General features: G+C 67.0%; 25 protein-coding genes and 2 pseudogenes. 24 read left to right on the top strand and 3 right to left on the bottom strand.

Features of this window, described 5'->3' with window-relative positions; translation table 11 throughout:
• Nucleotides 1–206, top strand: a pseudogene (locus tag VET27_RS20395) (HNH endonuclease); the annotation flags it as partial.
• Here VET27_RS20395 and VET27_RS20400 read toward each other — a convergent pair.
• Complete coding sequence (locus VET27_RS20400; RefSeq protein WP_526521416.1) at nucleotides 203–568, bottom strand: hypothetical protein; 366 nt, start codon at nucleotides 566–568, stop codon at nucleotides 203–205. The pseudogene VET27_RS20395 and the gene VET27_RS20400 sit on opposite strands and share 4 nt — an antisense overlap.
• Nucleotides 569–669: 101 nt before the next feature.
• Between VET27_RS20400 and hisN the strand changes: the two genes are divergently transcribed.
• The 5 genes from hisN to VET27_RS20425 all read left to right on the top strand — a co-directional run bounded on the left by hisN (nucleotide 670) and on the right by VET27_RS20425 (nucleotide 5474).
• Complete coding sequence (gene hisN / locus VET27_RS20405; protein WP_526521418.1) at nucleotides 670–1455, top strand: histidinol-phosphatase; 786 nt, start codon at nucleotides 670–672, stop codon at nucleotides 1453–1455.
• A 64-nt stretch (nucleotides 1456–1519) separates the two neighbouring features.
• Complete coding sequence (locus VET27_RS20410; protein ID WP_526521420.1) at nucleotides 1520–1726, top strand: hypothetical protein; 207 nt, start codon at nucleotides 1520–1522, stop codon at nucleotides 1724–1726.
• A gap of 44 nt (nucleotides 1727–1770) precedes the next feature.
• Nucleotides 1771–3180, top strand: coding sequence for an acyl-CoA dehydrogenase family protein (locus VET27_RS20415; RefSeq protein WP_526521422.1), 1410 nt, complete (start codon nucleotides 1771–1773; stop codon nucleotides 3178–3180).
• A 38-nt stretch (nucleotides 3181–3218) separates the two neighbouring features.
• Nucleotides 3219–4439 (top strand): acyl-CoA dehydrogenase family protein, encoded by a 1221-nt coding sequence (locus VET27_RS20420; protein WP_526521424.1) that lies wholly within the window; start codon nucleotides 3219–3221, stop codon nucleotides 4437–4439.
• Between the two features lie 36 nt (nucleotides 4440–4475).
• On the top strand, nucleotides 4476–5474 hold the full coding sequence (locus tag VET27_RS20425; RefSeq protein ID WP_526521426.1) for an acrylyl-CoA reductase family protein: 999 nt from the start codon (nucleotides 4476–4478) through the stop codon (nucleotides 5472–5474).
• 22 nt (nucleotides 5475–5496) lie between these two features.
• On the opposite strand, the gene VET27_RS20430 is transcribed toward VET27_RS20425, so the two are convergent.
• A complete protein-coding gene (locus VET27_RS20430; protein WP_526521428.1) occupies nucleotides 5497–6468 on the bottom strand; it encodes an alpha/beta hydrolase in 972 nt (323 codons plus the stop codon).
• Between the two features lie 233 nt (nucleotides 6469–6701).
• On the opposite strand from VET27_RS20430, the gene VET27_RS20435 reads away from it, so the two are divergent.
• The 10 genes and pseudogenes from VET27_RS20435 to VET27_RS20480 all read left to right on the top strand — a co-directional run bounded on the left by VET27_RS20435 (nucleotide 6702) and on the right by VET27_RS20480 (nucleotide 15908).
• The gene (locus VET27_RS20435; RefSeq protein WP_526521481.1) at nucleotides 6702–7274 is read left to right on the top strand and encodes a TetR/AcrR family transcriptional regulator; all 573 of its coding nucleotides are present in this window, start codon (nucleotides 6702–6704) and stop codon (nucleotides 7272–7274) included.
• A 39-nt stretch (nucleotides 7275–7313) separates the two neighbouring features.
• Nucleotides 7314–8208: pseudogene (locus VET27_RS20440) on the top strand (acyl-CoA dehydrogenase family protein); the annotation flags it as partial.
• A gap of 105 nt (nucleotides 8209–8313) precedes the next feature.
• A complete protein-coding gene (locus VET27_RS20445) occupies nucleotides 8314–9405 on the top strand; it encodes a homogentisate 1,2-dioxygenase (protein WP_526521430.1) in 1092 nt (363 codons plus the stop codon).
• Nucleotides 9405–10637, top strand: a complete 1233-nt coding sequence (locus VET27_RS20450; RefSeq protein WP_526521432.1) for an alpha/beta hydrolase — start codon at nucleotides 9405–9407, stop codon at nucleotides 10635–10637. Before VET27_RS20445 ends, VET27_RS20450 begins: the two co-directional genes overlap by 1 nt.
• On the top strand, nucleotides 10634–11839 hold the full coding sequence (locus VET27_RS20455; protein ID WP_526521434.1) for a CaiB/BaiF CoA transferase family protein: 1206 nt from the start codon (nucleotides 10634–10636) through the stop codon (nucleotides 11837–11839). Before VET27_RS20450 ends, VET27_RS20455 begins: the two co-directional genes overlap by 4 nt.
• Nucleotides 11839–12744 carry a hydroxymethylglutaryl-CoA lyase gene (locus VET27_RS20460; protein ID WP_526521436.1) on the top strand — a complete coding sequence of 302 codons (906 nt, stop codon included), beginning with the start codon at nucleotides 11839–11841 and terminating at the stop codon, nucleotides 12742–12744. Before VET27_RS20455 ends, VET27_RS20460 begins: the two co-directional genes overlap by 1 nt.
• Nucleotides 12745–12746: 2 nt before the next feature.
• Nucleotides 12747–13358: a TetR/AcrR family transcriptional regulator gene (locus tag VET27_RS20465; protein WP_526521438.1), complete on the top strand. Its 612-nt coding sequence runs from the start codon at nucleotides 12747–12749 to the stop codon at nucleotides 13356–13358.
• Nucleotides 13359–13369: 11 nt separating this feature from the next.
• Entirely contained in the window at nucleotides 13370–14614 is a 1245-nt protein-coding gene (locus VET27_RS20470) for an acyl-CoA dehydrogenase family protein (protein WP_526521440.1), read from the top strand.
• Nucleotides 14611–15588, top strand: a complete 978-nt coding sequence (locus VET27_RS20475) for a phosphotransferase family protein (protein WP_526521442.1) — start codon at nucleotides 14611–14613, stop codon at nucleotides 15586–15588. The genes VET27_RS20470 and VET27_RS20475 overlap by 4 nt, the downstream gene beginning before the upstream one ends.
• On the top strand, nucleotides 15585–15908 hold the full coding sequence (locus tag VET27_RS20480; RefSeq protein WP_526521444.1) for a DUF6285 domain-containing protein: 324 nt from the start codon (nucleotides 15585–15587) through the stop codon (nucleotides 15906–15908). Before VET27_RS20475 ends, VET27_RS20480 begins: the two co-directional genes overlap by 4 nt.
• A gap of 4 nt (nucleotides 15909–15912) precedes the next feature.
• Here the strand turns inward: VET27_RS20480 and VET27_RS20485 are convergent, their stop codons facing one another.
• Nucleotides 15913–16419, bottom strand: a complete 507-nt coding sequence (locus VET27_RS20485; protein WP_526521446.1) for a class I SAM-dependent methyltransferase — start codon at nucleotides 16417–16419, stop codon at nucleotides 15913–15915.
• 56 nt (nucleotides 16420–16475) lie between these two features.
• Here VET27_RS20485 and VET27_RS20490 point away from each other — a divergent pair, with 56 nt between their 5' ends.
• The 8 genes from VET27_RS20490 (at nucleotide 16476) to nuoF (ending at nucleotide 22623) form a co-directional block, all read left to right on the top strand.
• A complete protein-coding gene (locus VET27_RS20490; protein ID WP_526521448.1) occupies nucleotides 16476–16859 on the top strand; it encodes a nuclear transport factor 2 family protein in 384 nt (127 codons plus the stop codon).
• 39 nt (nucleotides 16860–16898) lie between these two features.
• Nucleotides 16899–17321 (top strand): Rv3143 family two-component system response regulator, encoded by a 423-nt coding sequence (locus tag VET27_RS20495; RefSeq protein ID WP_526521450.1) that lies wholly within the window; start codon nucleotides 16899–16901, stop codon nucleotides 17319–17321.
• A gap of 171 nt (nucleotides 17322–17492) precedes the next feature.
• On the top strand, nucleotides 17493–17867 hold the full coding sequence (locus VET27_RS20500) for an NADH-quinone oxidoreductase subunit A (RefSeq protein ID WP_526521452.1): 375 nt from the start codon (nucleotides 17493–17495) through the stop codon (nucleotides 17865–17867).
• Nucleotides 17868–17875: 8 nt separating this feature from the next.
• A complete protein-coding gene (locus VET27_RS20505; protein ID WP_526521454.1) occupies nucleotides 17876–18433 on the top strand; it encodes an NADH-quinone oxidoreductase subunit B in 558 nt (185 codons plus the stop codon).
• Nucleotides 18430–19152: an NADH-quinone oxidoreductase subunit C gene (locus VET27_RS20510; RefSeq protein ID WP_526521457.1), complete on the top strand. Its 723-nt coding sequence runs from the start codon at nucleotides 18430–18432 to the stop codon at nucleotides 19150–19152. The genes VET27_RS20505 and VET27_RS20510 overlap by 4 nt, the downstream gene beginning before the upstream one ends.
• On the top strand, nucleotides 19152–20468 hold the full coding sequence (nuoD, locus tag VET27_RS20515) for an NADH dehydrogenase (quinone) subunit D (RefSeq protein WP_526521458.1): 1317 nt from the start codon (nucleotides 19152–19154) through the stop codon (nucleotides 20466–20468). Before VET27_RS20510 ends, nuoD begins: the two co-directional genes overlap by 1 nt.
• Nucleotides 20465–21313 carry an NADH-quinone oxidoreductase subunit NuoE gene (gene nuoE, locus VET27_RS20520; protein ID WP_526521459.1) on the top strand — a complete coding sequence of 283 codons (849 nt, stop codon included), beginning with the start codon at nucleotides 20465–20467 and terminating at the stop codon, nucleotides 21311–21313. The genes nuoD and nuoE overlap by 4 nt, the downstream gene beginning before the upstream one ends.
• Nucleotides 21310–22623 (top strand): NADH-quinone oxidoreductase subunit NuoF, encoded by a 1314-nt coding sequence (gene nuoF, locus VET27_RS20525; RefSeq protein ID WP_526521460.1) that lies wholly within the window; start codon nucleotides 21310–21312, stop codon nucleotides 22621–22623. Before nuoE ends, nuoF begins: the two co-directional genes overlap by 4 nt.
• Nucleotides 22624–22703: the final 80 nt, after the last annotated feature.

The raw sequence follows: 22703 nt of genomic DNA on the forward strand, positions 1-22703 counted from the left end.
GTGAGCGCTGCAACTACGTCAAGGAAGCCCCCGGTTGGACCGTGACGGCGACCAGTGATGAAACTGGCTGCCACACAGCCGAATTCACCACCCCCACCGGGGCCCGGCATCTCTCCACGGCGCCGCCGCTTCCTGGCCCGACCAGAATCGACCTCAGCGAGATCGAAGTCCACATCGGCATCGAGCTCGCGAAGTTCGCCGCCTAGCCGAGTTCGGTGGCCGACCCTGGCGTCTCGGGTGCCTGCGTCGGCGCGAAACCCCACTTGTCGGGGTTCTTCGGGGAGTACACGATGGGTATCAGCTGGCCCATGGTCGGCGAAGTACCGACGTTCATCATCATGCGGGTATAGATCTCGTGCTCACGGACGGTCGGGCCGTTGATGACGCCCGTGATGGTCACGTACTGCGACCCGTCGGAGTCCGGCCCCGAGCTGACCCCGGTGATGAGCAGGGTGCCGTGGGCGAGTTGTCCGCCAGGGCCACCGGGACCGCGCCTCCCCATCATCCTCGGTGCCAACAACAGCACGATGCCACCAACCAACAGCAAGAGCACGGCGATTTCCCACACACCGCCCATGGTAGGACTGCAGCCATGAGCATCCGAAGACGATCCCGAGTGAGGATCGCAGCGAGGGACGAGCGAGGACCGGAGCGAGTGGGAGTCGAGCCATGAGCACAGTCTCGGGTGACATCAGTCTTGCGCTTCAAATGGCCGATGAGGCCGACGAGTTGACGTTGGCCCGTTTCGGCGCGCTGGACCTCCGCATCGAGACGAAACCCGACCTGACACCGGTGACCGACGCCGACGAGTCGGCGGAGGAGTTGCTCCGCGGCCTGCTCGCCGCCAATCGTCCCGACGACGCGGTGCTAGGCGAAGAGTTCGGCGGTACCGCGGTTTTCGCGGGGCGGCAGTGGGTGCTCGATCCGATCGACGGCACCAAGAACTTCGTCCGGGGGGTGCCCGTCTGGTCGACGCTCATCGCACTGTTGGAGGACGGGATTCCCACGGTCGGCGTGGTGAGCGCGCCCGCGCTGGCGCGGCGGTGGTGGGCCAGCTCGGGCGACGGGGCATTCGCGTCGTTCAACGGGGCCAGCCGGCGGATCTCCGTGTCGGGCGTGGCGGCGCTCGACTCGGCCAGCCTGTCGTTCTCCGACTTCGCCGCCGGCTGGGAGGAGCGTCGTGGGCGCTTCCTCGAGCTCACCGACGCCGTGTGGCGGGTGCGCGGGTATGGCGACTTCTGGTCCTACTGTCTGCTGGCCGAGGGCGCGGTCGACATCGTCGCCGAACCCGAGGTCAAGCTCTGGGATCTGGCACCGTTGGACATCCTCGTCCGTGAGGCCGGCGGCCGGTTCACGAACATGGAGGGCTCACCTGGCCCACACGGCGGCAGCGCCGTCGCTACGAACGGCTTGCTCCACGACGAAGTACTCGGCAGGCTCACGATTCCGCAATAGTCGGGGTCGAAGAATAGGGGAATCCCCGATTCATCGGAACCTCGAAGCCCCTAGCGTCATCGGGATGAAGAAGTCCACGATCCTCGCCGCTGCCGCCTTGACCGGATTGGGGGCCGCACTCGTCGCTCCGACCGCAGTGGCAGACCCGCGGATCACCCTGCCGTTCGTCCCCGTGACAGTTCCCCTCGACCCGCCGAACGGCATGGGCGGACAGGCCTCGCCCCATGGCGTGATGTTGGTAACAGATTCCCGTTACCTTACTCGAGAGTAAGATACGGTCATGGGGCACTGCCCCAACGACGCGAGGCTGCCGACATGACCAACACTCTGCCGTCATCGAACGGCTCCAAGCAGCGCCCGAAGCGCTCCAAGTCCGAAAGTGCAGTGGGTCTGAAGAAGCACAAGCGCTCCCCGACCGCCGTCGGGTTGGCGCTGATCACCCCGCTGCTCGGCCAGGAATTCCTGGACAGACACGGCCTGCGGGACCCCCTCAACCGCGGCCTGCGCTACGGCGTCAAGACGGCGTTCTCGGCGCTGGGCGCATCGACCCGCCAGTTCAAGCGCGTGCAGGGCATCGGCAAGCCGCCCACCCGGCTCAAGCCCGCCGGTGCGGACTACTTCGACCTGACGCCGGACGACGAACAGAAGATGATCGTCGAGACCGTCGCGGAGTTCGCCGAGGAACTGCTGCGCCCCGCCGCCCACGACGCCGACTCCGCCGCCACCTACCCCGTGGATCTGGTCGCCAAGGCCACCGAGATCGGTGTCACCGCGATCAACATCCCCGAGGACTTCCACGGCATCGCGGCGCACCGCAGCACGATCACCAACGCCCTCGTCGCCGAGGCTCTCGCGTACGGCGACATGGGGCTGGCCCTGCCCATCCTCGCGCCCGGCGGCGTCGCGTCGGCGTTGACCCACTGGGGCAGCGCCGATCAGCAGGCGACTTACCTGCCCGAGTTCGCGGGCGAGAACGTGCCGCAGGCATGCGTCGCGATCGCCGAGCCCCACGCCCTGTTCGATCCGACGGCGCTGAAGACCGTCGCCGTTCGCACCCCGAGCGGTTACCGGCTCACCGGCGTCAAGTCCCTGGTGCCCGCGGCCGCCAATGCCGAGTTGTTCGTCATCGGCGCGCAGCTCAACGGCAAGCCCACGCTGTTCATCGTCGAGTCCGGATCCGAGGGACTCACCGTCAAGGCCGACCCCAGCATGGGAATCCGCGCGGCGGCACTCGGCCGGGTCGAGCTGAACAACGTCGCGGTGCCGCTGCACAACCGGCTCGGCGAGGACGGGATCGCGGACGGCGAGGCGTCCCAAGACTACTCAGAAGCCATCGCGCTCGCCCGATTGGGTTGGGCCGCAATGGCAGTCGGCACGTCACATGCCGTGCTCGACTACGTCGTCCCCTACGTGAAGGAACGCGAGGCGTTCGGGGAGCCCGTCGCCCGCAGGCAGTCCGTCGCCTTCATGTGCGCCAACATCGCCATCGAGCTCGACGGGCTGCGGCTGGTCACCTGGCGTGGCGCGTCCCGAGCCGAGCAGGGCTTGCCGTTCGCCCGCGAGGCCGCACTGGCCAAGCGGCTCGCCACCGACAAGGGCATGCAGATCGGCCTCGATGGTGTCCAGCTGCTCGGCGGTCACGGCTTTACGAAGGAACACCCGGTCGAACGCTGGTACCGCGATCTGCGCGCGCTCGGCGTTGCCGAGGGTGTCGTCGTCATCTAACGGCTGAATCCAAGAAACCAGGAACGGAAAACCCAGTCATGGCAATCAATCTGGAAATGCCGCGCAAGCTGCAGGCCGTCATCGACATGGCGCACGACGGCGCCGCCGAGATGCTGCGTCCGATCTCCCGCAAGTACGACCTCGCCGAGCACGCCTACCCGGTCGAGCTGGACACCCTCGCCGACCTCTTCGACGGCCTCACGGCAGCCAACACCATCTCCTTTGCAGGCGCCGAGGCGTTTCGCGGTGTCGTAGAGGCTGAAGGCGGCAAGAAGGTAACAGTCAACGGCGCCAACATGTCCGCGTTGGTGAACGCGCTCGAGATCAGCTGGGGCGACGTCGCCCTGCTGCTGTCGGTGCCCTTCCAGGGGCTCGGCAACGCCGCGCTCTCCGGTGTCGCCACCGACGAGCAGCTCGAGCGCCTGGGCAAGGTCTGGGCCGCGATGGCGATCACCGAGCCGGGCTTCGGCTCGGACTCGGCGGCAGTGACGACGACGGCCAAGCTCGACGGTGACGAATACGTCATCAACGGCGAGAAGATCTACGTCACCGCCGGCTCGCGGGCCAGCCACATCGTGGTGTGGGCGACGCTGGACAAAACGAAGGGGCGCGCCGCGATCAAGTCGTTCATCGTGCCGCGCGAACATCCGGGCGTGACGGTCGAGCGCCTCGAACACAAGCTCGGCATCAAGGCGTCGGACACCGCCGCCATTCGCTTCGACAACGCCCGCATCCCGAAGGAGAATCTCCTCGGCAACCCGGACATCCTGGTGGACAAGGGTTTTGCCGGTGTCATGGAGACGTTCGACAACACCCGACCCATCGTGGCGGCGATGGCGGTCGGCGTCGCGCGTGCGTCGCTGGAGCAGTTGCGCGCCATCCTCACCGACGCGGGCGTGGAGATCTCCTACGACAAGCCGGCCCACGCCCAGAGCGCGGCCGCGGCGGAGTTCCTGCGCATGGAGGCCGAGTGGGAGTCGGGCTATCTGCTGACCCTGCGTTCGGCGTGGCAGGCCGACAACAAGATCCCGAACTCGAAGGAAGCCTCGATGGGCAAGGCGAAGGCCGCCCGGGTGGCCAGCGACATCACCCTCAAGGCTGTCGAATTAGCTGGCACCACAGGCTATTCCGAAGACACGCTGCTCGAGAAGTGGGCGCGGGACTCGAAGATCCTCGACATCTTCGAGGGCACCCAGCAGATCCAGCAGCTGGTCGTCGCACGTCGACTACTCGGGCTGTCCTCGGCTGAGCTGAAGTAGCTGACCTCTCGCGACCGGCACGATAACGTCGGACCCATGGATGACTTTCAGGCATTGGTCGCGCGGCAAGACGGAGATCGCATCGAGGCGGCGGTCGAGACGCTCGCGGAATCGGATCTGCCGCCCGGTGAGGTGACGATCCGGGTGGCGTACTCCAGCGTCAACTTCAAGGACGCGCTGGCGCTCACGCCGAAGGGCGGTGTGGTGCGTGACTACCCAATCGTGCCCGGCATCGACCTGACCGGTGAGGTGGTGGAATCGTCGTCGGACGAGTTCGAGGTCGGCGATGCGGTGCTCGCCCACGGCTACGAGATCGGCACCGGGCGGCACGGCGGCTACGCCGAGTATGCGCGGGTGCCTGCCGACGAAGTCGTCGCTCTCGCCTCGCTGAGCCCGTACGAGGGTGCCGCGATCGGCACGGCCGGGTTCACCGCCGCGATGAGCGTGCAGGCGCTGATCGCCTGGGGCGTCAACCCCGATGACGGGCCCGTCGTGGTCACGGGGGCGACCGGTGGCGTCGGCTCGGTGAGCGTCGACCTGCTGTCGGCGGCGGGCTACGAGGTGATCGCGTCGACCGGGAAGGCGGACGCGACGGAGAGATTGAAGGCGCTCGGTGCCGCCGAGGTGATCCCCCGACTGCCCGCCGACCCGGATGCGAAGCCGCGGGCGCTCGGCAAGACGCGCTGGGCGGGTGCGGTGGACTGCGTCGGCGGCGCCACATTGGCCGACGTGCTCAGCACGATGTCGTACGGCGGCGCGGTGGCCGCCAGCGGACTGACCGGCGGTCCGGCACTGAACACGACGGTGATGCCGTTCATCCTGCGGGGCGTGGCACTGCTGGGCATGGACTCGGTGATGATGCGCATCGGTCCGCGCCGCGAACTCTGGGGACTCCTCGGCGGATCCCTGAAGCCGCAACGACTCTCGCAGATCACCCACGACGTGGACGTGAAGGACGTCGTCGAGGTCGTCGACCGGGTGCGGGCCGGGAAGTTCTCCGGTCGCGCAGTCGTGAAGGTGGCGGGCGGGTTCTGAACCCGCCCGCCGCCCGTCACGATCAGAGCAGGTGGGTGATGAGGTCGGGCTTCATCTGCCGCAGCTGCGAACCCCAGTAGGGCCAGTCGTGCGTGCCGTTGTTCGGGAAGTTGAACACGCCGTTATTGCCGCCGGCCGCAATGTAGTTGTCCTGGAACGTGCGGTTCGTTCGGATGGTCAGGCCCTCGATGAACTTGGCGGGCAGGTTGTTGCCGCCCAGCTCACTGGGGGTGCCGTTGCCGCAGTAGACCCAGATGCGCGTGCCGTTGGCGACGATCGTCGGAATCTGCACCATCGGGTCGTTGTACTGCCAGGCCGGATCGGTCTCTGCGGGACCCCACATGTCGTTCGCCTTGTAACCGCCCGCGTCACCCATGGACAGGTTGATCAGGCCGGGCCACTGGCCCTCGGACGGGTTGAGGAAGCCCGACATGGAGCCGGCGTAGATGAACTGGCCGGGGTGGTGCGCCGACAGAACGAGCGAGGCACTGCCGGCCATCGACAGGCCGACCGCAGCACTGCCCGTGGACTTCACGCTGTTGTTGGCCGCCAAGTAGTTGGGCAGCTCCGAGGTCAGGAACGTTTCCCAATTGTAGGTCAAGCAACCGGACTTGCCACACGCGGGCTTGTACCAGTTGGAGTAGAAGCTGGACTGACCACCGACGGGCATGACGATCGAGAGGCCCGAGTCCAGGTACCACTCGAACGCCTGGGTGTTGATGTCCCAGCCGTTGAAGTCATCCTGCGCGCGCAGGCCGTCGAGCAGGTAGACGGCGGGCGAGTTGGGGCCGCCGGTTTGGAACTGCACCTTGATGTCGCGCCCCATCGAGGGCGACGGAACCATCAGGTACTCGACTGGGAGACCAGGGCGTGAGAACGCCCCTGCGGTCGCACTGCCCCCTACCGCGCCGATCATGCCCGGCAGCAAGAGAACCGCCATGGTCGCCATCAGCAGTCGGCGCGCCCAGCGCCCGAGAATTCCGTCAAACAACATCTACTAATCCATCCAGTTTCTGTTACGGGTAAGCCGTCGACTCCTGCGATGCGAGATCGCCCAAGCGGCAGCGGGATCACCGCCAACCGCGCCCGCGCCGCGCTAGCAGGCGGACCTAAGAATTAACTTGTCGACACGCAGTAAAACATGTTGCTAGCATCACCAGCCACCCCGGCACCCGTCGTTCCAGGTCAAGCCGCCGCCTGCCGGTCGGCCAATCGCGCCGTAGGCTGCTGCCCGTGGCCGTTCCTCGTGGCCCCTCCAGCAACCGACTCGGCCTTGACGACTGGATTCAGGCCGGGTACGCGCTCCTCGCCGAGGAAGGCATCAAGTCGCTCAAGATCGATCGGCTGTGCGATCGCCTCGGCGTCACGAAGGGCAGCTTCTACTGGCACTTCGACGGCATGCCGAGCTACCGCGCCGCACTGGTCGAATCGTGGGGACGACTGCGGGACGAGGATCGCCGCGCATTCGACGACATGGGCGATCTGGCGCCTCGGGAAAGGCTGTCGCAGATGATCTCGTCTCTCGTCAGCCCGCGGCACTGGACGCTGGAACGGGCGATGCGCGAATGGGCCCGCTCGGACGACGCCGTTGCCGAGAGTGTGCGCGCCGCGGATCGACGGCTGCTGCGCGCCGTTCGCCAGGCTTTCGTCGACGACGGCTTCGACGTCGACGAGGCCGACGTGCGGGCCAACGCCACGTTCGCCGCGGGCATCGGTTTCCTGCACCTCTCCGGACCGACGCCGGACACCCGGCACGCAGCACGGCGCGAACACTTCCTGGACCTGATGCTCGCGCATTGATCGCCGTCTCCGTACTATTTAGTATGGTAGCTTCGCGGACCCGTGCGCCGGATGGCCCACGGTTGCACTTCTCCAGCGCGTGGACGATCGGCTTCTACACACTGCACAACTGGATGCTGGCGCTGTTCGGCGAGCAGGCCCAGGAGGAGGCGCTCGCGACGGCAGTGGTCGTGGGCCACCGGGGTGATGGCGGGCAACTGGCTGATCGTCGGCGCCCTCTGCGGTCCGGACGACGGCATCTACCCCGCCCTGGCCCTGCTGCCCGCGGACGACTTCGCGATCGAAGACGTGTGGCACACCGACGGGATGCGGGCGACCGGCTCCAACGACGTGGTGGTCACCGAGACGTTCATGCCCCAGCACCGGGCTGGTGCGGGTGACCGACATCAACGGCGGCACGGCGCCGGGCGCGAGCCTGCACGATGCGCCGACCTACCGCTGGCCGATGGTCCCCGCCTAGGCACTGCTGGCCGCCATGCGCGCGCTGGGCAGTGCCGAGCGCGTCACCCAGATCTACGCCGAGCGCCTGGCGGAGCGGGTGCTGGCCTACGAAGGCGTCATGCAGAAGGACAAGCCCATCGCGCAGGCCCACCTCGGGGAGGCAACGGTACGGCTGCGCGCCCTGCGAGGTCTGCTGGCCGACACCGTGGGCGCGATCGAGGACATCGTCAACGCGGGCGATCCGGCGCCCAAGCCCGTGCGGGGCGACGCACGGATGGCCGCCGCGCACATCGTGCACGAGTCTCGCGCCGTGATCGCCACCTTGACGGAGGCATCCGGAGCCAGCGCCCACTTCCTCGGCAGTCCGCTGCAGCGCTTCAAACGCGACGTCGACGTGATCTCGGGCCACGTCGTCTTCGACTACGACACCAGCCGTGAGCTGGCGGGTGCACTGGCGCTGGGCATGAAGATCCCTCGGACGGCGATGGTCTGACCCGCGGCTGACGGAGCCACGGCCATTGACCGGCAACCCCGCGCAGCTTTAAAGTGAAACTGACTTCATTTTTATCTTTGTCCCGACGACGTGATGGAGCCCGCCATGGAATCATTCGTTCACCTGCGCAAGGGCAGGACGCCGCGGCGCCTGCACGCCGACCTCGACGGACTCAAGGACGACGAACTGGGCCGCGCCGGGTTCACCGGACGGACCGCCAGCGTCTACCGGCGCCACGACCCCACCGCATATCGGTCGGTCGGACCGCTGCGCCCCGTCGACGTGCTGTCCAGCGAACTGAAGCCCACCGACGCCACCGACGCCGACGGTGGCCCCTTGCTGATGTTCTCCAACGCCGACTGCCTGGTGCTGCTGTCACGACGCACCGAGCCGATGCCCTACTTCGTGCGTTACGTAGACGGTGACCTACTTTCGTTCGTACACAAGGGTTCCGGGCTGCTCGAGACGGAGTTCGGCCCGCTGCGCTACCGCGAGGGCGACTGGATCTACCTCCCCAAGGCGTGCACGTTCCGCCAGGTGCCGGACGGCGAGTCGACTTTGTTGATGATCCAGGCCACCGAGGAGTTCAGGGTGCCGCCGCCAGGGCAACTGGGCAGGCACTTCCCGTTCGACCCGTCGCAGGCCGTCATCCCCGAGCCCCAGGCGATCGACGACGACGGCCGCGACGAGTACGAAGTCCGCCTCGTCCACGACGGTGGCCCGACAACGTTGTATTACCAACACAATCCGCTCGACGTCGAGGGCTGGCAGGGCGACAACTTCCCCTTCGCGTTCAACATCGCCGACTACAACGTCGTGACCTCCGACAGCGTGCACCTGCCACCGACCGTGCACATGTTCATGCAGGCCACCGGCGTCTACGTGATGAACTTCCTGCCCAAGCCCGCCGAGGGCGTGGCAGGCACCGAGCGGACGCCCTGGTATCACCGCAACGTCGACTACGACGAGATCGCCTTCTTCCACGGCGGCTCCCTGTACGGCATTCCGATGCCGCCCGGGCTGGTTTCCCATGCGCCGCAAGGGCTTCACCATGGCGCGCCGGAGAAGGCGCGGGAACGGGCCAGGCGCAAGTTCGACGACTACGACCGGGTCGACTGGTCGGTGATCGCGATCGACACCCGCCGTCGACTGGTGCCGTCCGCCGAGGTGCACGCCAACGATCTGGGGCAGCACTGATGGGCAACGTCGACGCCCCGGTCAAGCACGAGTACGACCGGATTCCGTATCTCGTTGCCTACCAGAACACCTCGAGTGTTCGCGACGTGTACGGCGGCGTTGCCGAACTGGTCGTACTGGAGAGCTACCTGCTCAAGCCGAAGGCCCAAGCGCCGTCGGCCGCCGGAGCCGCCCCGGCGGCGACATCAGATACCGTGCTGGTCTTCATGCACCCGATCGGCGGCGGTGCCTACCTGCCGATGATCAACGGCCTGGCCCGCGCCGGGCACCACGTCATCTACTGCAACAGCAGATTCCGCGGTACCGACTCGGCCCTGTTGATGGAGAAGGTCGTCGAGGACCTCGGCGAGTGCATCAAGGACGCCAAGCACCGGCTGGGCTACACCAAGGTGGTACTGGCCGGCTGGAGCGGTGGCGGCTCGCTGTCGGTGTTCTACCAGCAGCAGGCCCAGCATCCGACGATCACGGCCAGCCCGTCCGGCGATGGTCCGGACCTGACCAAGCTGGGCCTGATTCCGGCCGACGGCATCCTGCTGTTGGCGGCCCACATCAGCCGCCACGGCACCATGACCGAGTGGCTGGACGCCTCGATCCTCGACGAGTCGGACCCGTCCAAGCGCGATCCGGAACTCGACCTGTACAACCCCGACAACCCCAACCAGCCGCCGTATACCGCAGAGTTCCTGGACCGCTACCGGAAGGCCCAGGTCGCCAGGAACCGACGAATCACCAAGTGGGTCAGGGAGAAGCTGGCCGAGCTGAAAGCCGCCGGACGCCGAGAGGACGAGTTCGCGTTCGTGGTGCACGGCACCATGGCAGACCCGCGCTGGCTGGATCCGACCGTCGATCCCAACGATCGCACCCCGGGCACCTGCTATCTGGGCGATCCTCAGGTGGTGAACTCCAGCCCGGTCGGACTGGCGCGGTTCTGCACCCTGCGCAGCTGGCTCTCACAGTGGAGCTACGACGACGCCAACGGTGACGCCGTGGACTGCGGACCCGACATCGCCGTGCCCACGCTGGTGATCGGCAACCTCGCCGACGACGCGTGCACACCGAGCCACACCCGAAGGCTCTTCGAGGCCATCGGGCATCCCGACAAGGAGATGCACGAGATCGCCGGCGCCAACCACTACTACGCGGGCCCCGACCAACGCGGCGCCCTGCGCGAAGCGGTCGGCATCGTCACCGATTGGCTTCACCGGCAAGGCTTCTCGTCGGAGCCCGAGTGAGTGTCACCGGCCCGCTCGACGGCATCCGCGTCATCGAGGTCGGCACGCTGATCTCGGGACCGTTCGCCGGGCGCCTGCTCGGCGACATGGGGGCCGAGGTCATCAAGATCGAGCCGCCGGGCGCACCCGACCCCCTGCGCACCTGGGGACAGGCCGAACTCGACGGGCACCACTTCTTCTGGACGGTGCATGCGCGCAACAAGAAGGCCGCCACGCTCAACCTGCGCGAGGCCAAGGGCCGCGAACTGTTCCTCGACCTCGTCGAGCAGTCCGACATGATCGTGGAGAACTTCCGGCCCGGCACACTGGAGAAGTGGAATCTGGGCTACGACGTTCTGCGGGAACGCAATCGGGGCATCGTCCTGGTCCGGGTCTCCGGCTACGGTCAGACCGGGCCCGACGCCCACAAGGCCGGCTACGCCTCGGTGGCCGAGGCCGCGAGCGGGCTGCGGCACATGAACGGCTTTCCCGGCGGGCCTCCCCCACGACTCGCGCTGTCGCTGGGTGACAGCCTGGCGGGCATGTTCGCCGTGCAGGGCGCGCTCGCGGCGCTGTACCGTCGCACGGTGACCGGCGAGGGCCAGATCGTCGACGCGGCGCTCACCGAATCGTGTTTGGCGATCCAGGAATCCACCATTCCCGACTACGACGTCGGCGGCGTGGTCCGTGGACCGTCGGGCACCCGGCTCGAGGGCATCGCGCCGTCCAACATCTACCCGACCGCTGACGGCAGCTGGGTGGTGATAGCAGCCAACCAGGACACCGTCTTCCGCCGACTCTGCGGTGCCATGGGCCAGCCGGAACTCGCGACCGACGAACGCTTCGTCAATCACGTTGCCCGCGGCCGCAACCAGGACGAGATCGACGAGATCATCGCCGCGTGGGCGGCGCAACGCCAACCCGCCGACATCATCGCCACGCTCAGCGCGGCAGGCGTCATCAGCGGGCCCATCAACACCGTCGCCGAGGTCGTCACCGATCCACAGTTGTTGGCCAGGGGCATGATCGCCGACCACTGGGATGAGCGGGTCGAGCGCAACGTGAGAGGCCCCGGCGTGGTGCCGGTGCTCTCGGAGTCGCCGGGCACGATCCGCTATGCCGGCTCGGCCCGCCCCGGACAACACAACGACGAGGTCTACGGCGAGCTGCTGGGCAGGTCGGCAGAAGAGCTCGCGGCGCTGCGGGCGGAGGGCGTGCTGTGATGCCTGACCATGTGACCATCCGCGAGGTTTGCCTGCGCGACGGCTTGCAGATCGAGGACCCGATCCCGTTGTCCGCCAAGATCGAACTACTGGAAGCGGTCGTCGCCACCGGTGTGCGCGAAGTCGAGGCGACCGCCTTCGTCTCGCCGTCGAAAGTGCCCGCGCTCGCCGACGCCGCAGCACTGGCCGCCGAGTTGCCCCGTCTCCGCGAATCCCATGGGGTCGAGTTCTCCGCACTGGTCGCCGGACCTGGTGGAGCGAGTCGGGCCATCGCCGCGGGGATGAGCTCGATCGAATACGTGGTGTCGGCGGCCGACGCGCACAGTCACGCCAACGTGGGGCGCTCGACGGCCGAGTCCACCGAACTGATCGCCGACATCGCCCGCATCGCGCACGAGAACGACGCGACCGTCGAGGTGATCATCGCCACCGCATGGGACTGCCCGTTCGACGGGCCGACGGACCCCGGGCGGGTACTGGACATCGCCACCGCGGCCGTCGAGATCGGCGCCGACCGGATCGCGATCGCCGACACCATCGGCACCACCACGCCACGACGCGTGACTGCCCTGATCGAGCTCCTTCGCCCGGTCATCGGCGACATTCCGCTCGGCGCCCACTTCCACGACACCCGTGGTGCCGGACTGGCCAGCGCCTACGCCGCCGTCGTCGCGGGAGTCCGCAGGCTGGACTCGTCGGTCGGCGGGCTCGGCGGCTGCCCGTTCGCGCCGGGTGCCAGCGGCAACATCGCCACCGAGGACCTCGTCTACCTGTTGCGCGACAGCGGCATCGGGGTCGACGTCGACCTGCAGGCAGCGATCCGCGCGGCAGACGTCGCGCGGACGGTCGTCGGTCACGACCTACCCAGTGCGCTGCTGCGCGCCGGCGATCGCATCCTGGGCTGACGATGCCACCGGACCCACTCACCGCCAAGGGCCGCCAGACGCGTGAGGCCATCGAACTCGCCGCTCGGAAGCTGTTCGCCGAGCGTGGTTTTCACGGAACGACGTTGGCTGACATCACGTCTGCAGCAGGAAAGTCGACCGCGGTGTTCTACCGCTACTACGACGACAAGGAAGACCTGCTGGCCGGCTTGGCGGAGTCCTTCCTGCACGACGTGGTGATGCCCTCGGGGCTGGCGGTGCACCTACCGAAATCAGCCGACGACAGCACGTTCTTCACCGCGGTGGTGACCGGATACTGGAACATGTTCAAGCAGAACATCGGCATCATGATCGCCGTGAACCAACTCGCCGACACCAAGCCGAGGTTCGCCGACGTGCAGAACGAGTTCCGCCGCTTCGGCATGGACATCGTCGCCGCATCGGTGCGCCGCGCCGGGGAGCAGGGGTACGCCGCCGACCTCGACGCCGAGCACACCGGGGCGGCGATCGCGCTGCTGTTCGAGAACTTCACCGCGGTATACCTGCGCCCGTCGGGGCTCAACCTGCAGATCAGCGACGCCGACGCCATCGCCACACTCTCGACGATCTGGAAAAAGACCCTTTACGGCTACTAGGAGAGATCATCGTGGATTTCGCACTGCCCGAACACCTTCCAGGTCTGCTGGCGGAGATGGACGCCTTCATCGAGGTGGAGATCAAGCCGCTGGAAGCCGAACACATGCAGTACTTCGACCGTCGCCGGGAGTACGCCCGCACGGACTGGGAGAACGGCGGCATTCCGCAGCGGGCCTGGGAGGATCTGCTCGACGAGATGCGGCGCAGAGCCGACGCGGCGGGTTGGTTGCGGTACGGGCTGCCGTCCCGATTCGGCGGGCGCGACGGCTCCAATCTCGACATGGCCGTGATTCGGGAACACCTGGCGCACAGGGGCCTCGGCCTGCACAACGACCTGCAGGACGAGTCGTCGATCGTCGGCAACTTCCCGCAGGTCATCATGATGGACCGGTTCGGCACCGATCAGCAGAAGAAGGAGTGGGGCGAGGCCCTTCTCACGGGCGAGCGCTCGATGGCGTTCGGGCTGTCCGAACCGGACCACGGTTCCGATGCCACCTGGCTGGAGACCACCGCCGTGGCCGACGGCGACGGCTGGGTGATCAACGGGACCAAACGGTGGAATACGGGCGTGCACCGCGCCACCCACGACCTGGTCTTCGCACGCACGTCCGGCGAAGCGGGTCAGGCCCGTGGCATCACGGCGTTCCTCGTCCCTTGCGACAGCCCCGGTTTCAGCGTGCCGTTCTACTGGTGGACGTTCAACATGCCCACCGACCACGGCGAGGTGGAACTGAAGGGCGTCCGGGTGCCCACCGATGCGGTACTCGGCGAAGTGGATCACGGCCTCGAAGTCGGACAGACCTTCCTGCACGAGAACAGGATCCGACAGGCGGCCAGCAGTCTCGGCGCCGCGCAGTACTGCATCGACCGGGCCGCGGCCTACGCCTCCGAGCGGGTGGTGTTCGGCAAGCCGCTGTCGGTGAACCAGGCCGTCCAGTGGCCACTCGTCGAGCTGCAGACCGAAGCGCAGATGGTGCGACTGCTGGTCTACTACGCCGCCTGGCACCTTGACCGCAACCACCACATGGAGGTGTCGGACAAGGTGTCGATGGCGAACTACCGCGCCAACCGACTGGTGTGCGAGGCCGCCGACCGGGCGATGCAGGTCCACGGCGGCCTCGGGTACAGCCGCCACGAGCCCTTCGAACACATCTACCGGCACCACCGCCGGTACCGGATCACCGAGGGCGCGGAGGAGATTCAGATCCGACGCGTGGCCCAGCGGATGTTCAAGTTCGGCCGGTCGGTGCCGTGACCCCCGAGGAGTTGGCGCCCGCGCTGGCGAAGGTACTACAGCCGCCGCTCGGGGCGATACGGGTGGACGACCTGCGTGTGCTGACCGGGGGCGCGAGCCGTGCCACGTGGGCGTTCACGGCGATCACCGACGCCGGCTCGCGGGAGCTGATTCTCCGCATCGGTCCACCGGACGAGATCCACGCCGGCATGGAGCTGGAGGCGGCGGCGTTGGGTCGGGCGGCGGCGGCGGGCGCACCGGTGCCACGCGTGCTGGTCGCCGACGATTCCTCTGCCGCACTGGGGAATCCGTATCTGGTCTGCGACTTCATCGGCGGCGAGACCATCGTCCGCCGAATTGAACGAGCGCTGGACGACGACTCACGGTCCGATCTGGTCCGGCAGTGCGCACGGGCGCTGGCGGCCATCCATCGCGCCGACCCGAGGGGTATCGGGCTCGAGGCGTCCGACCAGATCGACGAATGGCACGCCCAGCTCGACGAGATGGGTGATACCACGGCGACGTTCGAGTGGGCATTTCGGTGGCTGGCCGCGCACCGGCCGCCCGCGTCGCCGAACGTGTTGGTGCACGGTGACTTTCGGATGGGAAACCTCATCATCGACACCAGCGAACATCCGGCTCGGCTGGCGGCGGTGCTGGACTGGGAGCTCACCCATGCCGGCGAGGTCTACGAGGACCTGGCGTGGTTCTGCATCCGGGCCTGGCGCTTCGGTGCGCCGGAATCGCTCGGAGCGGGTGGCCTCGGCAGCATCGACGACTTCCTCCTCGCCTACGAAGACGCCTCGGGCGCAACGCTCGATCGCGCGGCAATGCGATGGTGGCTGGTGCTGTCGACGCTGCATTGGGGCGTGATCTGCCGGTACCAGGCCGAACGGCACCTGTCGGGGCAGACGCGATCCGTCGAACTCGCCGCCATCGGGCGTCGCGTCTGTGAGACCGAATTCGACCTGCTCACCTTGTTGGAGGCACCGTGACCGACCTGCACGGCAGGCCCACCGCCGCCGAACTGGTGGCCGCGGTCGCCGAGTTCTTGGAGTCCGACGTCAAGGACGGCACGACGGGAGCCGTCAACTTCCACGCGCGCGTCGCCGCCAACGTGCTGCGTACCGTCGAGCGCGAACTGCTCGACGACATCGCCGCACCGGATCTGCTCGGCTTCGGCGACGAACGGGCGTTGGCGGCGGCGATTCGTGCTGGCGACCTCGACGACCGCGGTGCCGAGGTCGCGTCGGCATTGCGCGACCTCGTGCTGCACCGGCTCACCGTCTCGCATCCGGGCTATGAGAAGGGGTAGGCGCTCAGCTTCGTCGGACCCGCGCCAACCAGGCGGGCTCGTCGACAACCGTGCCCACGGCCAGCCCGAGGCTCTCGGCGTGCGCCTGCCCGACGATCCCGCGATACGTCGCGGTGTCGAGTGCCTCGAGTTGCCAGCCGTCGGAGAACGCCTCCCGTATCACCCTTTCGCTCACCGATGGTCCGAAGCCGCGACCAGCGTCCGAGAGGGCAAGCAGATGCAACACGCCGCCCGGCCGGATGGCGCGGTGCAGGCTCGCGACGTAGCGCGCTCGTTCGACGCCGAGATCCATCGCGTCGGCGACCTCGAAGCGCGCGTCGACGCCCTGCGCCGCGGCGTTCTCCCGGGCCTCGTCGACCGCGTTCGGCGCGAAGTCGACGCCGAGCACTGGGCCGCAAATCATCCCGGTCTGCTCGAGTTCGACGATCGCAGGCTGAGGTTCGCCGATAACCCAAGGCGGAGTGCCGCTTTGGTAGGCGTCGTTGAATCGTGCACGTGCCGGTGTGGTCATGCGGCCCAGTCTTCTACCTGAACCGAACTTGAGGTCAACCCCGAAGCAGAACGAACGTGAACGTGGATCTGAGCCTGGACGTGGCGGACCGACTCTTCAGCGCGATCGAGCGCGGTGACGACGACGCCGTCGCGAACCTGTGGGCAAGAGAGGTCACGGTGTGGCACAGCGGCGACGAGGCGGACAACGACCGCGTCCGCGCACTGAAGGTGATCAGGTGGTTCATCGGGACCACCACGAAGCGCACCTACGAGATCCTGGACCGTCAGTTCTTCGACGGCGGGTTCGTCCAGCAGCACGTGCTGCGCGCCGAGGGAAACAACGGTGCGTCGATCACCCTGCGGGTCTGCATCGTCATCAAGATCGACACCGGCGGGCTGATCGTCAGGATCGACGAGTACTTCGACCCCGCCGACATGGCTGCCCTCCTGGCGCGATGACGACCGAACTCGTCGCCAACGCCGTATTCACACCGTGCGATGGGCACTGGTCGTAGCATCGCCCATGTGCCCGAGTCGACCCTGAAGATCCTGGTCTACAGCGACAACGCGCGCACTCGCGATCAAGTGCGCAGTGCGCTGGGCAAGCGGGTTCACCCCGATCTCCCGGAGTTGGAGTATCTGGACGTGGCCACCGCGCCGGTAGTCGTCGACAACCTGGACAAGGGCGGCATCGACCTCGCGATCCTGGACGGTGAGGCGACCCCCATGGGCGGGATGGGGCTGGCTAAGCAACTCAAGGACGAGGTGGCGCACTGCCCGCCCATCCTGGTGCTGACGGGCCGCCCGGATGACGCATGGCTGGCCTCGTGGTCGCGGGCAGAAGCGGCCGTGTCCCATCCGATCGACCCGATCCGACTGGGAGAGGCCGTCGCGTCGCTACTGCGCTCGATCGCGCAGTAGCCAGCACGAAACACGCTGGCACCATTCACTTCTCGCATTGATCTTGTCGCAAGACATCGGTACGCAGTTGCTTCGCCGGATCCTATCCAAAATGCGCCGAGCCGACCGTTAACGAGACTAAGCTATGTCGTAGCTCACATCGACGGCCCAATGAGGGAGCAACACAGCTGTATGAACGCCTACCTGCCCATTCTGGTTCTCGGCGGGATCGCGGCTGCGTTCGCGGTCGGATCGGTCGGCATCGCCGTCCTGATCGGGCCGCGACGCTACAACCGGGCCAAGCTCGAGGCCTACGAGTGCGGCATCGAACCCGTCGCACCGGGATCTCCCGGCGACCTGCAGACCGGACAACGGTTCCCGGTGAAGTACTACCTCACCGCGATGTTGTTCATCGTCTTCGACATCGAGATCGTCTTCCTCTACCCCTGGGCCGTCGCGTTCGACTCCCTCGGACTGTTCGCCGTCGTCGAGATGCTGTTGTTCATGCTCACGGTGTTCGTCGCCTACGCATACGTGTGGCGGCGCGGCGGACTCAGTTGGGATTGAGCTGAATCATGGGACTCGAAGAACAACTACCAGGCGGCATCCTCCTCTCGACGTTGGAGAAGGTCGCCGGCTACGTCCGCAAGGGTTCGCTGTGGCCCGCAACGTTCGGGCTGGCCTGTTGTGCCATCGAGATGATGGCCACGGCGGGACCGCGGTTCGACATCGCACGGTTCGGCATGGAACGGTTCTCGGCGACTCCCCGCCAGGCTGATCTGATGATCGTCGCGGGTCGCGTGAGCCAGAAGATGGCGCCGGTGTTGCGTCAGGTGTACGACCAGATGGCCGAACCCAAGTGGGTTCTCGCCATGGGGGTGTGCGCCTCGTCGGGCGGAATGTTCAACAACTACGCCATCGTGCAGGGTGTCGACCACATCGTGCCGGTCGACATCTATCTGCCAGGCTGCCCACCGCGACCCGAGATGCTTCTCAACGCAATCCTGATGCTGCACGACAAGATTCAGCAGATGCCCCTGGGCGTCAACCGCGCCGAGGCCATCGCGGCGGCGGAGGAGGCCGCCCTCGCGACCCGGCCGACGATCGAGCTCAAGGGGTTGCTGCACCCATGACGGCAACCAACGGCAACGGCGATGAGTCGGATCGGGGGGCAGGAGCGCAGCGACTCGGGGCTGAGTCGGAGGTGATCGGCCAGCGTCGGGGCATGTTCGGCGTCGAGGGCACCGGTGACACGTCGGGCTATGGCAGGCTGGTGCGCGACGTGGCACTGCCGGGCAGCTCGCCGCGGCCCTACGGCGGCTACTTCGACGACGTCGTAGACGATCTGGCGGCAGCGCTGGGCGAGGACACGTTCGGCGCCGCCATGGAGCGCGTGGTGGTGTTCCGCGACGAGCTGACCCTCGAGGTACGGCGTGAACACCTGGTGGCCGTCGCTCAGGCACTGCGCGACGACGCCGCGCTGAGGTTCGAGCTGTGCCTCGGCGTCTCTGGTGTGCACTACCCCGGCGATGTCGGACGCGAACTGCACGCCGTCTACCCGCTGATGTCCATCACCCACAACCGCAGAATCCGCGTCGAGGTCGCCGCACCCGACGCCGATCCGCATGTGCCGTCGCTGTTCTCGGTGTATCCCACCACCGACTGGCACGAACGCGAGACGTACGACTTCTTCGGCATCGTCTTCGACGGACACCCGTCGCTCACCCGCATCGAGATGCCCGACGACTGGGTGGGACATCCACAACGCAAGGACTACCCGTTGGGCGGCATCCCCGTGGAATACCTCGGCGCCGAGATTCAACCGCCCGACCAGCGGAGGTCCTACAACTGATGACCAAACCCGACAACCCGCCCGAAGAGATCCTTGTCACGGTGGGCGGTGAAGACTGGCACGAGGTCGTCAACGCCGCCCGCGACAGTGCCGTCGCCGGCGAACGCATCGTCGTCAACATGGGTCCGCAGCACCCGTCGACCCACGGCGTCCTACGACTCATCCTCGAGATCGAGGGCGAGACGATCACCGAGATCCGGTGCGGGATCGGCTACCTGCATACCGGGATCGAGAAGAATCTCGAGTTCCGCAACTGGACGCAGGGCGTCACGTTCGTGACCCGGATGGACTATCTGTCACCGTTCTTCAACGAGACGGCATACTGCCTCGGCGTCGAGAAACTGCTCGACGTCACCGACGACATCCCCGAACGTGCCAGCGTCATCAGGGTCATGCTCATGGAGCTCAACCGCATCTCGAGCCACCTGGTGGCGTTGGCGACCGGTGGCATGGAACTCGGCTCGATGTCGGCCATGTTCTTCGGGTTCCGCGAACGCGAGCTGGTGCTGTCGGTGTTCGAGACCATCACCGGCCTTCGGATGAACCACGCCTACATCCGGCCCGGCGGTCTGGCCGCCGACCTGCCCGACGAGGCGGTGCCCCAGCTCGAGGAGCTGCTGCAGCTGCTGCCGAAGCGGTTGCGGGACATGGAAAATCTGCTCAACGAGAACTACATCTGGAAGGCCCGCACCCAGGGCATCGGCTACCTCGACCTGACCGGCTGCATGGCGTTGGGAATCACCGGCCCCTGCCTGCGCTCCACCGGCCTGCCCCACGACCTGCGCCGCGCCCAGCCCTACTGCGGCTACGAGAACTACGACTTCGACGTCATCACCACCGACGAATGCGATGCGTACGGCCGCTACATGATCCGGGTCCGGGAGATGCGGGAGTCGCTGAAGATCGTCGAACAGTGTCTGGACAAACTCAAGCCGGGCCCGGTGATGATCACCGACAAGAAGCTGGCCTGGCCCGCCGACCTCAAGGTCGGGCCCGACGGGCTGGGCAACTCACCCGAACACATCGCCAAGATCATGGGCGGCTCGATGGAGGCCCTGATCCACCACTTCAAGTTGGTCACCGAGGGCATCCGCGTCCCCGCGGGGCAGGTCTACGTCGCCGTCGAGTCACCGCGGGGTGAGCTCGGCGTCCACATGGTGTCCGACGGCGGCACCCGGCCCTACCGCGTGCACTATCGCGACCCGTCGTTCACCAATCTGCAGGCGGTGGCCGCGATGTGCGAAGGGGGCATGGTGGCCGACGCCATCGCCGCGGTCGCCTCGATCGATCCGGTGATGGGAGGCGTGGACAGGTGAGCGTCGTAGACCTTCGGTTGGGCCCGCGGCCCGACGAGCCAGGACCGCCGATCTCGAGTGGCCCGCATTCCTATCCGGCCGACGTCACCCAGCGGTTGGCCAGTGATGCCGTACAGGTCATCGCACGCTACCCGGTCGCGCGATCGGCCCTGCTCCCGTTGCTGCACCTGGTGCAAGCCGAGGACGGTTACCTCACGTCTGCTGGAATAGCCTTCTGCGCAGCACAATTGGACCTCAGCCCCGCAGAAGTGACGGCGGTGGCCACGTTCTACTCGATGTACCGCCGCACGCCCACCGGTGAGTACCTGGTCGGCGTCTGCACCAACACGCTGTGTGCGGTGATGGGCGGTGATGCCATCCTCGAGGTTCTCGAAGACCACCTGGACGTCCATGCCGGGCAGACCACCGATGACGGGAAGGTCACCCTCGAGCACATCGAGTGCAACGCCGCATGTGACTACGCACCGGTGATCATGGTCAACTGGGAGTTCTTCGACCATCAGACACCCTCGTCGGCAAGGGATCTCGTCGATGACCTTCGCAGCGGCGTGCCCGTGACGGCTACCCGCGGCGCTCCCCCGTGCTCCTTCCGCGAGACGGCGAGAATCCTCGCCGGTTTCGCCGATCCGCGGCCGGGCGCCAACGACGGCGCCACCGCCGGCGACGCCACGCTGGCCGGCTTGCGGATCGCTCACGAGCGGGGCATGACGGCGCCCGCGGTCTCCGAATCGGGCGCCACCGCAGAGGGGCCGGATGACGACGAGATCACCGAGCAAACGGCTCGCGACCAGCCGGCGCCTGCTCCGTCGGCCGACCTGCCGCCGAAGAACGGGGCGCAGCCATGACCCTGACACCGGTCTTGAGCAGATACTGGGACGAACCGTCCTCCTGGACCATCGAGTCCTACCAGCGCCACGCTGGTTATCGCGCGCTTCGCACGGCCTTGAACATGGAAGCCGACGCGGTGATCGGCTTGGTGAAGGAGTCCGGATTACGCGGTCGCGGCGGGGCGGGCTTCCCCACCGGCCAGAAGTGGTCGTTCATCCCGCAGGGCACCGAGGGCGCCGGGGCCAAGCCGCACTATCTGGTGATCAACGCCGACGAGTCGGAACCCGGCACCTGCAAGGACATTCCGCTCATGATGGCCACCCCGCACGTGCTGGTGGAGGGTGCGATCATCGCCGCCTACGCAATCCGGGCGCGTCACGCGTTCATCTACGTGCGCGGTGAAGTCGTGCCGGTGCTGCGTCGGATGCAGACCGCCGTTGCCGAGGCTTATGCGGCGGGATTCCTCGGCACTGACATCCTCGGGTCCGGGTTCGACCTCGACCTAGTGGTGCATGCGGGAGCGGGCGCCTACATCTGCGGCGAGGAGACTGCACTGCTGGACTCGCTGGAGGGCAGACGCGGCCAGCCGCGCCTACGCCCGCCGTTCCCCGCCGTCGCCGGTCTGTACGCCTGCCCGACGGTGGTCAACAACGTCGAATCCATCGCCAGCGTGCCCGCCGTCGTGCGCGGCGGGGTGGACTGGTTCAAGTCGATGGGGTCCGACAAGTCCCCTGGCTTCACGCTCTACTCGTTGTCTGGACACGTCACCACTCCCGGGCAGTACGAGGCCCCGCTGGGCATCACCCTGCGCGAACTGCTCGGCTACGCGGGTGGGGTGCGGGCCGGCCACGAGCTGAAGTTCTGGACGCCCGGGGGGTCGTCGACTCCCCTGCTGACCTCCGAACACCTCGACGTCCCACTGGATTACGAGGGCATGGCCGGCGTCGGCTCGATGCTGGGCACCAAGGCGTTGCAGATCTTCGACGAGACGACGTGTGTGGTGCGGGCGGTCCGCCGATGGACGCAGTTCTACGCGCACGAGTCCTGCGGCAAGTGCACGCCGTGCCGCGAGGGCACGTACTGGTTGGCGCAGATCTACGAGCGCCTCGAGAACGGCACCGGTCGACGGGAGGACGTGGACAAGTTGCTCGACATCGCCGACGCGATCTTCGGCAAGTCGTTCTGTGCGCTCGGCGACGGTGCGGCCAGTCCGATCATCTCGTCGATCAAGTACTTCCGCGACGAATACCTGGCGCACCTGGAGGGCGGATGCCCGTTCGATCCTCGTGCCTCGATGCTGGCTGCACCGGAGGGAGCGGGCGTATGACTCATGTCGCGAGCAGTCGCAAAAGTACCCGACACGCCGACGCAACAGACACGTTAGCGTCTGCTCGCCGGGGAAGGGTG

The sequence above is a fragment of the Mycobacterium sp. genome (genome assembly GCF_035633495.1).
In the GTDB taxonomy this organism is placed as follows: domain Bacteria; phylum Actinomycetota; class Actinomycetes; order Mycobacteriales; family Mycobacteriaceae; genus Mycobacterium.